General features: G+C 61.7%; 11 protein-coding genes. 1 reads left to right on the top strand and 10 read right to left on the bottom strand.

Features of this window, described 5'->3' with window-relative positions; all coding sequences use genetic code 11:
• Position 1: 1 nt before the first annotated feature.
• From ACFT1A_RS12745 to ACFT1A_RS12735, 3 genes are all read right to left on the bottom strand, one after another.
• Complete coding sequence (locus tag ACFT1A_RS12745; protein WP_378447251.1) at positions 2 to 1,639, bottom strand: AMP-binding protein; 1,638 nt, start codon at positions 1,637 to 1,639, stop codon at positions 2 to 4.
• 207 nt (positions 1,640 to 1,846) lie between these two features.
• Complete coding sequence (locus ACFT1A_RS12740; protein ID WP_378447250.1) at positions 1,847 to 3,217, bottom strand: MFS transporter; 1,371 nt, start codon at positions 3,215 to 3,217, stop codon at positions 1,847 to 1,849.
• 236 nt (positions 3,218 to 3,453) lie between these two features.
• The gene (locus ACFT1A_RS12735) at positions 3,454 to 3,993 is read right to left on the bottom strand and encodes a hypothetical protein (protein WP_378447249.1); all 540 of its coding nucleotides are present in this window, start codon (positions 3,991 to 3,993) and stop codon (positions 3,454 to 3,456) included.
• On the opposite strand from ACFT1A_RS12735, the gene ACFT1A_RS12730 reads away from it, so the two are divergent.
• On the top strand, positions 3,904 to 5,046 hold the full coding sequence (locus tag ACFT1A_RS12730; protein WP_378447248.1) for a glycosyltransferase: 1,143 nt from the start codon (positions 3,904 to 3,906) through the stop codon (positions 5,044 to 5,046). The genes ACFT1A_RS12735 and ACFT1A_RS12730 overlap by 90 nt on opposite strands.
• A 15-nt stretch (positions 5,047 to 5,061) precedes the next feature.
• Here ACFT1A_RS12730 and ACFT1A_RS12725 read toward each other — a convergent pair whose 3' ends face one another.
• The 7 genes from ACFT1A_RS12725 to ACFT1A_RS12695 form a co-directional block, all read right to left on the bottom strand.
• Positions 5,062 to 6,360 carry an HAD family hydrolase gene (locus tag ACFT1A_RS12725; RefSeq protein ID WP_378447247.1) on the bottom strand — a complete coding sequence of 433 codons (1,299 nt, stop codon included), beginning with the start codon at positions 6,358 to 6,360 and terminating at the stop codon, positions 5,062 to 5,064.
• A gap of 82 nt (positions 6,361 to 6,442) precedes the next feature.
• Positions 6,443 to 7,216: an ethanolamine ammonia-lyase subunit EutC gene (gene eutC, locus ACFT1A_RS12720; protein WP_378447246.1), complete on the bottom strand. Its 774-nt coding sequence runs from the start codon at positions 7,214 to 7,216 to the stop codon at positions 6,443 to 6,445.
• Complete coding sequence (locus ACFT1A_RS12715; protein WP_039973142.1) at positions 7,213 to 8,625, bottom strand: ethanolamine ammonia-lyase subunit EutB; 1,413 nt, start codon at positions 8,623 to 8,625, stop codon at positions 7,213 to 7,215. Before ACFT1A_RS12715 ends, eutC begins: the two co-directional genes overlap by 4 nt.
• An 8-nt stretch (positions 8,626 to 8,633) precedes the next feature.
• On the bottom strand, positions 8,634 to 10,106 hold the full coding sequence (gene eat, locus ACFT1A_RS12710; protein ID WP_003941913.1) for an ethanolamine permease: 1,473 nt from the start codon (positions 10,104 to 10,106) through the stop codon (positions 8,634 to 8,636).
• Positions 10,107 to 10,247: 141 nt separating this feature from the next.
• Positions 10,248 to 10,808 carry a DUF779 domain-containing protein gene (locus tag ACFT1A_RS12705; RefSeq protein ID WP_378447245.1) on the bottom strand — a complete coding sequence of 187 codons (561 nt, stop codon included), beginning with the start codon at positions 10,806 to 10,808 and terminating at the stop codon, positions 10,248 to 10,250.
• Positions 10,809 to 10,897: 89 nt separating this feature from the next.
• Positions 10,898 to 12,421, bottom strand: coding sequence for an aldehyde dehydrogenase (adh, locus tag ACFT1A_RS12700; protein WP_007730158.1), 1,524 nt, complete (start codon positions 12,419 to 12,421; stop codon positions 10,898 to 10,900).
• A gap of 143 nt (positions 12,422 to 12,564) precedes the next feature.
• Positions 12,565 to 13,878 carry a helix-turn-helix domain-containing protein gene (locus ACFT1A_RS12695; RefSeq protein WP_019744245.1) on the bottom strand — a complete coding sequence of 438 codons (1,314 nt, stop codon included), beginning with the start codon at positions 13,876 to 13,878 and terminating at the stop codon, positions 12,565 to 12,567.
• Between the last annotated feature and the right edge of the window lie 86 nt (positions 13,879 to 13,964).

Below are 13,964 nucleotides of genomic sequence, written 5' to 3'. Positions count from 1 at the left end.
CTCAGGCCTGACCGATCAATTCGATCGCCTGTTCTCGCATCGCGATCTTGCGGACCTTGCCCGTGACTGTCATGGGGAACTCGTCCACGACGTGGACGTACCGCGGAATCTTGTAGTGCGCGAGCTTGCCGGTGCAGAATGCACGGACCGAATCGGCGTCCAGATCGTCTGCGCCTTCGCGCATCTGGACCCACACCATCAATTCCTCGCCGTACTTTGCATCGGGTACACCGATGACCTGAGCATCGAGAATGTCGGGGTGGGTGTAGAGGAATTCCTCGATCTCACGCGGATAGACGTTCTCACCACCGCGGATGACCATGTCCTTGATGCGTCCGGTGATAGCGACGTACCCGGCCTCGTCCATCACTCCGATGTCTCCGGTGTGCATCCACCTGGCAGCGTCGATCGCCTCGGCGGTCTTCTCCGGGTTTTCCCAGTAGCCGAGCATGACCGAGTACCCACGTGTGCACAGCTCACCAGGTGCGCCGCGCGGTACCGTCAATCCGGTTGCCGGATCGACGATCTTGATCTCGAGGTGCGGCCCCACCCGTCCGACCGTTTCGGTGCGCTGCTCGATCGAATCGTCCGAGCGAGTCTGCAGCGACACAGGTGACGTCTCCGTCATTCCGTAGCAGATGGACACCTCTGCCATCCCCATGCGATCGATGACCTGCTTCATCACCTCGACCGGGCAGGGCGAACCGGCCATGATGCCGGTGCGAAGGCTCGACAGATCGAAGCTCTCGAAGTCCGGCAAGGCCAACTCTGCGATGAACATCGTCGGAACGCCGTAGAGGGATGTGCACTTTTCGGCCTGAACAGCTTCGAGCGAAGCACGCGGATCGAACGCCGGACCCGGAATGACCATGGCGGCACCGTGAGTGGTGCACGCAAGGTTTCCCATCACCATGCCGAAACAGTGGTAGAACGGCACCGGGATGCACACCCGATCCACCTCGCTGTAGTGGCACAACTCGCCGACGAAGTAGCCGTTGTTGAGGATGTTGTGGTGACTGAGCGTCGCGCCCTTCGGGAAACCGGTAGTGCCCGAGGTGTATTGGATGTTGATCGCGTCGTCGGCTGACAATGAGGCTTGGGCAGCGGCGAGCGGAGCCGGATCGTTTGCCTGCGCCGCCAACCCGTCTGCAAGCACTGAGTCCCACTCGGGTGAACCGAGCAAGATCACCGACGTCAGATCGGGGCACTGCGGCCGCACCGTCTCGATCATCGACGCGTAATCCGAAGTCTTGAAGCTCGCCGCAGACACCAGCGTCGAGATCCCGGCCTGCTCGAGCACGTACTGCAACTCGTGCGAGCGGTACGCCGGGTTGATGTTGACCAGGATCGCCCCGATCTTTGCCGTCGCATATTGCGTGAACGTCCATTCCGGACAGTTCGGAGCCCACATCCCCACCCGATCGCCCTTCCCCACACCACGGGAAAGAAGTCCGGCAGCGAGCCCGTTCACCTGCTCGGCGAACTCCCGGTACGTCCATCGTCGACCGCTGGCATGGTCGATCAACGCATCACGGTCACCGTGCGCGGCAACCGTGCGATCCAGGTTGTCTCCGATGGTGTCGCCCAGCATCGGACCGTCCCATACTCCGGACGTATAGCTGGGCAGCGGGGTACTCATGTGTTCTGTCCTCTCCGGTTACCTGTTCAGGCACCTATGAGAGGGGCCGCCGCAGCGGACCCTCTCATCTACGAATTTACTCGATTCGGTGTGATGCACGACATACTTCCCGGTGTGGGGTGGCCGTAACTGTCTGAAGTCCGGACACCCCATCCGCCTGCTGTGCGCCTTTATTAACCGCCGGCGGTTAATAAAGGCGCACAGTGGTTACAGCGCGTGATCCTTGGTCTCGACGAGCGCCCACGTGCAGATCAGGCTCAGCACACCCAGGATCGCCAGCATGACTCCGATGGCCATGCTCCCGTAGGCCGAGGCCAGTGGTGCGGCGATCAGCGGCGGCACTGCGCCACCGAGCACTCCGGCGAGGTTGTAGCCGAGGCCGGCACCGGTGTAGCGGTAGCGGGTCTGGAACATTTCCGGAAGCAGCGCACCGCAGGGGCCGTAGGCGATTCCGAAGATCATCAGCGTGCCGAACATTCCGATGACGAAGGCGATCGGCGATCCCGTGTCGAGGAGCGGGAACAGCACGAGAGCCCAGACGACGGCCAGACCACACGAGATCATGATGACCTTGCGACGCCCGATGCGGTCCGAGTACAGAGCGGAGACGATGATCGCCGCACCGAAGACGAAGGCGGAAGCGATACCGACCGACAGAACGAACGGGCGGGAGAAGCCGAGAGTCTTGGTTCCGTAGCTCGTGAGGAATGCCGTGCCCATGTAGAAGAACGCGAAGAGGCAAGCCAAGGCGCCGGCCGAGAGCAGGATCTCCTTGGTCTGGAACCGCCAGGCATCCAGGAACGGGAGGGTGCGAGGTGCTTCGTTCTTCTGTTCTGCGACGCGCTCTGCCTGCTCCGCCTTGAAGACCGGGGTCTCCTCGATAGCGAGTCGCATGTAGAGGCCGATGCCGACCAACACGATGGAGAACAGGAACGGAATACGCCAGCCGTAATCGAGGAATGCCTGGTTGGTATCGCCGAGAACAGCGCCGGTGATGAGGAAGGTACTGCTCGAGAGCACGAAGGCGATTGCGGGGCCGAGCTGCGGGAACATCGCATACAGACCACGTTTGCCTGGTGGAGCGTATTCCGCGGTAAGCAGGGTTGCGCCTGCCCATTCACCACCGACCGCGAAGCCTTGGCCGAATCGCAAGAGCACCAAGATGATCGGAGCGGCGACACCGATAGTTGCCGCACCGGGCAGCAAGCCGATCAGCAGCGTCGAGATGCCCATGAGCAGGAGCGTCGAGATCAGAGTCTTCTTGCGACCGATGCGATCGCCGAAGTGTCCGAACAACATTGCGCCGACGGGGCGGGCGATGAAGGCGACTGCGAAGGTCGCAAACGATGCGACAGTTCCCGCGGTGGCACCGAGTGCGGGGAAGAACACCGTCGGAAAGACAAGTGCCGCAGCAGTTCCGTAGATGAAGAAGTCGTAGAACTCGATGGTCGTGCCGATGCAACTCGCGATAGCGACGCGCCGCACGCTGGTGGTCTGCGGGGGTTGCGTCGCACCTGCGGCACTCGCGCCCCCGGCGCCGGCGGCACTGGTGCCGCCTGTGGGAGAGACTGTGGTCACTCGATTCCTCCGTGGTCCTATGGTGTCGCCCTGTGGGCATCACCGTCGATAGGAGGAAAGGTAGTGATGTGGCTCACCCCCGCACTACCCCCGAAAGGGGGTAAGAGTGATCCCGGTCACGACTTGTATGCAATGGTAACGAGTTTCACGACCTCGAACACAACGTGGGCCGCACGATTCATTTCTCACGAATCGGGCGGCCCACGCTGAGCAGAGTCAAAATCCAAAGCTACGGATCAAGCCTTACCGGCAGCCCCGAACAGTTCCTGACGGATCTCTCCCCACACCGTGGCGTAGGAGTCGATGATCGGTTCCGAGATCCACTTGGACTCCCCCGCTTGGACTTTCGCGAGAGCATCCGAGAAGAGGTCCTGGTAGCGGGACAACCGCGGAACGAACGCTGACAGATCGTCGAAGAGGTTTGCCGCTCGACGATCCAGCTCCGCAAGAGAATCCGCGTCCGCACTGCCGATCAGCGAGACGAATTCCTCGTCCAGAGGAAGGAAAGTCTCGTACACCTCGCCGATGGAGTCCTCGTCGATCGAAACCCGCTCCGCGTCCAGCTGATCTTCGAGTTCTGCCAAACCCTTGTCGGTCAGGCTGATGGCGTCTTCCGCTTCGACCGCTTTGCCCTGCGCGACAAGTGCGTCGTACGCAGCTTGACCGGAGGCCGCGCTGACGCCCAGGTGCTCGGCCAGGACGACCGCTCCGACCCGCTCCTTGAGTCGTACCGCCTGGAGCAGCGCCAACTCGTCCACATTGCCAGCGAAGGCCATCGATTTCTCCTACTCACGTGCCGCCAGTGCGGCTCCAGCATCTCAGCGGACACCCAAGGGTTTCCGCAGCCCGACAAAGGGCTCGACAGAATCAGATCACACACGCTTAGCCATGTGCCGAGCAACTTACGATGGGCTCCCCCACTGACAATTCGGACGATCCGGTATGTTTGCAGTGTGATAGCTCCAACGGTGTCTGTAATAATCCCCTGCCTGAACGTCATGAAATACATCGACGTCCAGCTGGTTGCCTTGAGCGAGCAGAACTTCGGCGGAGTTTTCGAGGTCATCGTGAGTGACAATGGATCGACAGACGGTCTCGAGCAGCACATTACAAATCACCCGCTCACGGCTGAGCTCAACCTTCGATATGTAGATTCTTCTCAGAGAGCTGGAATCAGCTTTGCCAGGAACAATGGGTCGGCATATGCGCGTGGGCAATTTCTTGCATTTTGCGACGGAGACGACCGCGTCCACAGTTCCTGGCTGACTCAACTACTTCTTTCGGCCGAATTCGCAGATCTGATTGCCGGCGGCGTGGAATCAGAATCGATCAATTCGTCGGAAGTGCATTCGTGGCGGCCACTTGCCTCGACGGACGGGTTGGTTCTCGGCCGCTTTCTTCCTTCTGCGATGGGGTGCAACATTGGAATCTGGAAGCGCGCCTTCGATTCGATTGGCGGCTTTGACGAATCGATGACAGCAGGCGAGGATGTCGAATTTTCGTGGCGAGCCCAGATCTCAGGCCTGTCCTTCGCCCACGCGCCTAAGGCAACCGTCGCCTACCGCCTTCGATCAACCCTTAGCGGAACATGGCACCAGACCGTGTCGTACGGTATGGCTGAAGTCGAGCTATTTCTTGCATTTCGGGACTACGGGGTCCAACGACCGACGATGAAATCTTCGCTCACGACGCTTGCCGGCCTCATCTTGCTGAATCCGTTGATTCCACAAAGGCTCAGCGGAATGCCGCGGGGTCGATGGATCGCCTTTGCCGGTCTACAGGTGGGCAAGCTCAAATGCGCGGCCAGGAATCGCACCTTCTACTTCTGAGCGCCCGATATCGTTTCAGGCGACTGAATCGGCCTGATCGGGAATCACGCTGCCGTCCTCGCGAGTGACGGCGCCTTTGGCCCCAGCCTCGTCGGTGTACGCGTCGGTCGAGCAACGATAAGGTGCATCCGCCTGGGATTTCGGTTCGATGAACATGGGGTTGACCAGCCATTTTCCATCACTGTTGTCGTAGGCGTTGCACATCAGTTCAGGGTTGTTGCGGTTGATCACCAGACGCGCACCGGTCGCATCTCCGAGGAAGGTCACGTCGGTGACAGAATCACCGGCAGCAAATACCTGGCGGCGATCGGCGGCCAACTGCTCGAACGCCGTAGGCCCGACGACCCCGTAGACAACCTCGTTGACCTGGCACCGCTTGCCGTCGATGTACGGGATGACCGAGTCGTCGCCGTCCGCAACGCCACCACATCCACGAAGGCGGCCGGTCAGAACACCGTCCTCGGCGATCGGCCGCACACCCATCACGTGATCGGCGTCCAATCCCAGCTGTTCCGCCCAGACTCGAACTACCGGTTCGGCCGACGCGGAGATGATCCGCACGTCGAATCCATGAGCGCCGAGGGATTTCACCAAATCTTCGATTTGCGCGTAGTAACGCACCGAGCCGTCGACTTCCGTGGTACCGACGATCTGATCGGATCCTTCTGCGGCAGATAGATTCTCGGCGCGTGCAGCGCGCGCGTACTCGGTGATCTCGTCCTCGGTGTGCCCCGCCATCAACTGCACGGCCCACGCGTACGCGGCCTTGATCCGGCGGTGATCGTAACCGTCGAATGCGGCCTGCCCGTCGCGAGTCTTCTCTTCGAGTACAGCAACGATCTCGTCGGCGCAGTCGACGTCGGTGCTGGTTGCCAACGGTTGCCCCGGCGCGGTCTCCGAACCACAGGCGGCGGAAAGTGCGGCAGCGCCGGCTGGCGTCATGAAGCGACTGGTGGTTGCCCAGTCCCCTCCGGCAGGCTGTAACACCTTGTTGTTCTTGATCATCCAGAATGCAGTGGCGCTTCCGATGTCGTTCTTGACAACTGTGTTGTCCCAGTCGAAGAGCGCCAACGGAGCACCCTCATCGACGTCACCTGCAGCACCGCACGTCCCGAACTCCGCGATCATGGAGTCCAGCTTCGTTCGGTTGTCGCCGTACCAGACAAGACCTGAATCCAGTGGCGCGCAGGATGAACCACTTTGCGCCGCATCCTCTTTCGGAGAACTTTCGGCTGGACTACAAGCAGTTGCACTCAACAGAACACTACCTACGGCCAACGCGCACAGGGCGCGGGCATGCAGCGAACGGAACATCGATTCCCTCGTTTTCGTCGTGATTCGGGTACGACGGCACACCCGAGTGTCGATCGACCCGGGTATGCCGTGCAGCTGTCAATTAATCGAGCGTCAGCACTTCTCCCGACGCAACGGCGTCGGCGCGAGAGGTGTCCTTGAGGTCGACGCCGGAGCGGCCCAACTGGCGCGCTCCCGCCACCAACCCCAGGACGACACGAGCGGCCTGCTCGTATCCGAGCCCCTCGGGTGGGTGGACGTTGGAAATGCAGTTTCGATCCGCGTCGGTGCGACCGACGCGTGGAAGGTGAGTCAGATAGATCCCGACGCTGTCCGCCACCGAGAGCCCTGGACGTTCGCCGATCAGGACGATCGCCGTCTGCACTCCCATCGCGGCGGCGATGTGATCGCCCAGTGCCACACGCGCGTTCGTGGCGATCACGGGCGGCGCTATGGAATACCGCTCCCCCAGCACCGTGACCAACGCGGACAGGAGTTGTTCGCCGTGGTCCATCAGCGCGCGCGGCGACAGTCCGTCGGCGAGGATGAACCCGATCTCCTTGTCGGAACTCGAGATCGCACTCAGGTCGGCAGGCTGGCGCCCCAGGTCGGGCCTCCGGAGATACTCGCTGCGCGAGGAGACGCTGCTCGCCACGACCACCGGCGCCCCGATACCCACCCCTTCGACTCGACTGGCAAGCGCCTGCGAATCGAGTGGCTCGTGGACTGCGTCGCGAGCGGCGGCGTGCGCCGCCTTGAATTCGAGAACCCGCTTCGTGGGCAACGAATCACCGGCGCGCCCCAACCCGATACGCGATTGTGTGGTCTTGCGCAGTGGACCCCAGAAATCGAGGATCGGAGCCTGATCTTCGGTCATGAGTTCACCGTCAAAGCCCGCAGCGGCGACATTTCGGCGTCGATCGGAAGAACCCGACCGTTTGCGTCGGTCATCCCCAAATTATGGAGCCAGGTCTCGAACTCCGGGGCGGGCTGCAAACCGAGGACCTTACGTACGTACAGCGCGTCGTGGAACGCCAGACTTTGATAGCCAAGCATCACGTCGTCGGCGCCAGGAACCGCGATCACGAACGCAGCGCCGGCGACGCCCAGCAAGGTGAGGAGGTTGTCCATGTCGTCTTGATCGGCTTCGGCGTGGTTGGTGTAGCAGACGTCCACCCCCATCGGCAGCCCGAGCAGTTTTCCGCAGAAATGATCTTCCAAGCCCGCACGAATGATCTGCTTGCCGTCGTAGAGATACTCGGGGCCGATGAAGCCGACCACCGTGTTGACCAGCAGCGGTTCGAGATCACGTGCCACCGCGTACGCCCGGGTTTCGAGTGTCTGCTGATCGACCGGGGCTCCGCCGGTGCCGTAGTGCGCCCCAGAACTCAGGGCGGACCCCTGACCCGTCTCGAGGTACATGACGTTGTTGCCGACCGTTCCGCGGTTCAACGAACGCCCGGCCTCATTGCCCTCGCGCAACAGCGGAATGTTCACTCCGAAACCGGAGTTGGCGCCTTCGGTGCCGGCGATCGATTGGAAAACCAGATCGACCGGCACCCCCGATTCGATCAGTCCGATCGTGGTGGTCACGTGCGAGAGCACACACGACTGAGTTGGGATCTCGAAACGCTGACGGATGTCGTCGAGCAGGTGGAGCAGATCCGAGGTGGCCTGGGGAGAGTCCGTCGCGGGATTGATACCGATGACGGCGTCGCCGCATCCCATCAGGAGACCGTCGAGTGTTGCCGCCGCGATGCCGCGTGGATCGTCCGTCGGATGATTTGGTTGCAGTCGAGTGCTCAACCGACCAGGCAGACCGATGGTCGTACGGAACCCCGCGGTGACGGTGATGGCCTTGGCGACAGCGATCAGGTCCTGATTGCGCATGATCTTGCTTACCGCGGCAACCATTTCCGGGGTGAGCCCGGGACTGACGGCAGACAAGCGTGCGGAAGCTTCCGGCGCCGACGCCGTCTCGAGCAACCAGTCCCGCAGTCCGCCGACGGTCAGGTGCGCCACCGGTGCAAAGGCCAGGCGATCGTGGCTGTCGATGATGAGCCGAGTCACCTCGTCGTCCTCGTACGGAACCACAAGATCCTCGAGAAATACAGTCAGGGGAAGGTCAGCCAGAACCCATTGGGCAGCAGCACGTTCGGCGTCGGAGCTTGCCGCGCAACCGGCGAGCTCGTCGCCCGAGCGCAGCGGTGTCGCCTTCGCCATCAGATCGACGAGACCGTCGAACGAGTAGTTGGTTCCGGATACCTGCTGGTGATACTTGGCCATCCCGCGACTCATCCCAATTCTTCTTCCGCCTGTGCAAGTACAGCAAACTCCTCGTCCGGCGAGTTGGCAACAAGGTGGTGGCGACTGTAGAGACCGAAGTACGCCATGAGAACACCGAAGGCGACCAACGTCAGCAGTGCTGCAACGGGATCCACCAGGAAGGTTGCCACCACGGACACTGCTGCGATCACGAGTGCAAACGAGGTGGTGGCGATACCGCCGGGAGTGCGGTACGGGCGCGGCATGTTCGGCTCGCGCTTGCGAAGGACGATGTGACTCACCATCATCAGGACGTAGCTGACTGCCGCGCCGAACACGGCCATGTTGAGCAACATGGCACCTTCACCGGTGAGCGAGAGCGCGAAGCCGATGATTCCGGGAACCACGAGAGCAAGAGTGGGTGCCTTGCGCTTGTTGGTCACCGACAGGTTCTTCGGCAAGTAGCCGGCACGTGAGAGCGCAAACGTCTGACGGGAGTATGCGTACATGATCGAGAAGAAGCTCGCGACCAGACCGGCAAGCCCGATGTAGTTGACCGCCTTTGCCGCTCCGCTGTCCCCCAGAGCCTCGACGAGCGGATTTCCGGAGGTGGACAGGGCGTCGGCACCGAGCGCGCCCGTGGCGAGAAAGAGGACCGTTGCGCCTGTGACGATCAGGATCAACATGCTGATGATGATGCCGCGCGGGACGTTCTTCTCCGGCTCGCGTGCTTCCTCGGCGGCCAGCGGTACACCTTCGACGGCGAGGAAGAACCAGATCGCGAAGGGCACGGCGGCCCAAATTCCCAGCAGACCGAACGGCAGGAACGACGACGATCCAACGGCGCTGGTGTCGACGGCGATATCGGTGAGGTTGGACGAATCGAAAAGGCCGACAGCCGAAACCGCGAACACGACCAGGCCGACGAGTGCGATGGCCGTGATGATGAACATCGCCTTGAGTGCCTCACCGGCACCGGTGAGGTGAATGCCGATGAAGATCGCATACACCGCGAGGTACACCCACCACCCGTCGGTGATCCCGAACAGGTTCAGGGACTCGACGTACGCACCGATGAACGTCGCGATCGCCGCGGGCGCTATCGAGTACTCGATGAGAATTGCTGTGCCGGTGGCAAATCCACCCCAGGGACCCATGGCCCGTCTGGCGAACGTGTACCCGCCGCCCGCAGCAGGAAGCGCCGAAGACATCTCGGCCATACCGAGCACCATCGCCAGGTACATACCCGCGATGACGACGGCCGCGATGAGAAGGCCACCGAATCCGCCTTCGGCCAGTCCGTTGTTCCAGCCGGCGTAGTCACCGGAAATCACATAGCTGACGCCCAACCCCGCAAGCAGCACCCACCCTGCTGTTCCCTTTCGGAGTGTTCGTTTCTCCAGATACGAATTGTCTTCCGCGTGGAAGTCGGCGCCGTCGTGGTGTGCACCCGCGGCACCGGCGTTTTTGCCGGTTGCGTGGTCGGAAAGAGACATGTCCATCCTCTGAATCGGTCAAGAATGAGACGACGCACGGTGGATGCGTCGCGTGAAATGAACGGTATGTGGGCGATGTACGGAGAAGGTCGCCTGGAGATGACCGCGCTGTTAACTGGCTGTCATGTGGTCGGCCCCCGAGTTTCTTCAGGCCCGGCGGGCCGCACCCGGCACCGGGCAGGCATCGACGGCCTCGGCGACCACCTGGGGAACCGTCGGCGGCAGAGGCCGCACGCCCGCTTCCCAATCTGCGCCGACGAGAATGCTCGACGCGCCGAGTGCTTCGTTCTCTTCCGGTGTGAATGCCCTTGCTCGACTGAGGAATCTGAATCCTTCAGGAGACTCCAAGCTGAATCCACCGCCTCGCCCGGGCACGACGTCCAGAACCAACTGGGTGTGCTTCCAGGCTTCGAACTGTGATCCGGAAATCCAGACCTGTACAGCGTCCGTTCCGGTGGGAAGGTTTTCGGGAATCTCTCCGACAGCAAGCCGGAGGTCGACAATTCCGAGTAGTACGTCACGGTCTCCGACGATGAATTCCCCTGAGGGATAACACATCGGGGCGGAGCCGTCACAGCATCCACCGGATTGATGCATCATCAGTTCGCCGTGAGTCCCGCTGAGGCGGCGCAGGAGGTCAGCCGCCCCAGCGGTGGTCACCAACCGGGGTGGAACGGCGCCGGTATCGGGTGTGACCGTGGCGCTCATTCCAACCTCCGTGTTGTTGTGCAAGTTTGCATGTTGCAGTCGTGCTGACCGGCACCCGCGGCGAGGGGCTCACGGGTGCCGGGGGTCGATCAGAAGAAGCCCTGAGCCTTCTGGGCGTAACTGACCAGCAGGTTCTTGGTCTGCTGGTAGTGCGAGAGCATCATCAGGTGGTTCTCGCGGCCGATGCCGGACTGCTTGTATCCACCGAAGGCGGCGTGTGCCGGGTACTGGTGGTACGTGTTGGTCCAGACGCGACCGGCCTGGATGTCACGGCCTGCGCGGTACGCAACTCCGCCGTCGCGGGACCAGACTCCGGCACCCAAACCGTAGAGGGTGTCGTTGGCGATTTCGATGGCCTCGTCGTAGTCCTTGAACGAGGTGACCGAAACGACGGGTCCGAAGATCTCCTCCTGGAAGATGCGCATCTTGTTGTTGCCGGTGAAGACAGTCGGCTGGACGTAGTAGCCGCCGGACAGGTCTCCGCCGAGTTCGGCCCGCTCACCACCGGTGATGACCTTGGCGCCTTCGGCCTTGCCGATCTCGATGTACGAGAGGATCTTCTCGAGCTGGTCGTTGCTGGCCTGCGCGCCGATCATGGTGTCGGTGTCGAGCGGATCTCCTTGGCGCACAGCCTTGGTGCGGATGGCTGCCATCGCGAGGAACTCGTCGAAGATGTCTTCCTGGATCAGCGAACGCGACGGGCAGGTGCAGACCTCGCCCTGGTTGAGGGCGAACATCGTGAAGCCCTCGAGCGCCTTGTCCTGGTAGTCGTCGTTGGAGGCGAGAACGTCGGAGAAGAAGATGTTGGGGCTCTTGCCACCGAGTTCGAGGGTGACGGGGATGAGGTTCTGCGATGCGTACTGCATGATCAAGCGACCGGTGGTGGTTTCGCCGGTGAACGCGATCTTCTTGATTCGCGGGCTCGACGCCAGCGGCTTTCCGGCCTCGACGCCGAAGCCGTTGACGATGTTGAGAACACCGGCAGGCAGCAGGTCACCGATGATGCCGATGAGGTGCAGGATCGAGACGGGTGTCTGCTCGGCAGGCTTGAGCACGATGGCATTGCCGGCAGCGAGGGCGGGCGCAAGCTTCCACACGGCCATGAGGATCGGGAAGTTCCACGGAATGATCTGACCGACTACACCGAGCGGCTCGTGGAAGTGGTAGGCCACGGTGTCGGAATTGATCTCCGAGAGCGAACCTTCCTGTGCGCGAATAGCTCCCGCGAAGTAACGGAAGTGATCGATGGCGAGCGGAATGTCGGCGTTGAGGGTCTCGCGGATCGGCTTGCCGTTGTCCCACGACTCGGCGAGTGCGATGGATTCGAGGTTCTCCTCCATACGATCAGCGATCTTGTTCAAGATGATCGCGCGCTCGGCGACCGAGGTCTTGCCCCAGGCCGGAGCTGCTGCGTGCGCTGCGTCGAGAGCGAGCTCGATGTCTTCTGCGGTGGAACGAGCCACATCACAGAAATTCTGTCCGGTCACCGGTGTCGGGTTCTCGAAGTACTGACCCTTGACCGGAGCAACCCATTCGTTGCCGATCCAGTTGTCGTATCGAGACTGGAAGGACATGATCGCGTCGGCGGTACCTGGGCGGGCGTACACGGTCATTGCAAGCTCCTATGTAAACGTGTTCTTCCTGGGCGCACCCACCAAATCGGTGACTGCAATCCCACCCCCCGGTGGGGTGTGATTCACAACACTAGGAGTTGCAACGTTGCAAGTACGTTGCGTGCGAGAGACGCAGCTGAGTCTCAGATGCCCAATTGGCGGTCGAGGAGATCAATTCTTGCTTGGACCTGCGAATACAGCGGAGATTGCGGATCCAACGTGGACAGGTAGGCCTCCCACACGACGGAGTCTTCGCGGCCGTGTACGGACGTGGTCCACCGGGCCAGAAGGTTGGCGTCACCTCCACGCAGCAGAGCCGCCTGCACCCTGGTGCGCAGTTCTTCCCGCACCTCTTCGATACCGGGAGAGGCCGAGCCGGCCAGCACGGGGCCCGAATACAGTTTCATCGCTGTCGCCGCGTCGCCGCGATCCAACGCTGCCCGCACGTCGCCGACGTCTGTCGTGAACTCCGTGATGATCCGATAGGGGCGCGAAGCCAGCCGGTCGGCGCCGAAAACCTTACGAAGCCGCGACATTTCCGCGCGAATGGTCACTGCGTCGAGTTCACCCTCGTCGAGCAGGACTGCAAGGTGGTCGGAGCTGAGACCTTCCGGATGTTCGGAAAGCAGAAGGAGAATCTCGGCGTGACGCTGCGAAATCGGGATTCGGTCGCCGCCGCGAACCAACGTCGGCCGGCCTGCACCGAAGGTCTCGAGGCGTGGAGCCGTGGCACTGAGCGGGATGGGCGAGTTCAAGAGGTGGAATCGCAATTCCGATTCGGCGGCAGCAACCGTTGCACGGATCAGCGACAGCACTTCGGGAACCGCGACCCTGGGTCCACCGGTGATGTCGATGGCACCGAGGATCTGCCCAGTGGTGGGATCGTGGACGGGTGCGGCCGAACAACTCCAGTCGTGCACGGTTCGGTTGAAATGTTCGGATCCGAAGATCTGTACGGAGTGATCGAGAGCAAGCGCCGTTCCCGGCGCGTTGGTACCGACACGGTCTTCGCTCCAGTCGGCGCCTTCGACGAAGTTCATGGACAACGCCTTGTCCTTGGCCGAATTGTCACCCTCTACCCAGAGCAGTCGACCGTGTGCGTCACTGATCGCGATCAGCAAGCCGGTCTCGGCAGCATCTTCCACCAGCAGTTTCCGGATCACTGGACGTATCAGGGACATGGGATGCGCGGATCGATACTTTTCGAGCTCCAGCCCTTCGAGCATTTCAGGGTTGCCGACAACGTCGGGATTTACTCCCTTGTTGCGGCTCCGCATCCAGGATTCGAGCACGACCGAACGGACATGGGAGTCGTCGGTAAGTCCTTGGCCGGGCACGCCCCGGGCATCGATGAACGACTGATGGGCAGACGAAAGTCGCCGCGCTAGTAACGCGACGTCATCGCCTGGCCTGACCGCCACCCACGGGTTGCCGGACACAGCCTGTTCACGTGCCATATTTTGCGTTCCTCCGCTCCGTGGACCACTGTAACGCCGATCACAACTCATCGGCGAGAACGACCATTCGGTTTGCCTGTCAGCAC

Source organism: Rhodococcus sp. NPDC057135 (genome assembly GCF_042670865.1).
Taxonomy (GTDB): domain Bacteria; phylum Actinomycetota; class Actinomycetes; order Mycobacteriales; family Mycobacteriaceae; genus Rhodococcus_F.
The sequence above is the reverse complement of the archived record's forward strand: the minus strand, read 5'-3'. Positions and strand labels throughout refer to the sequence as shown.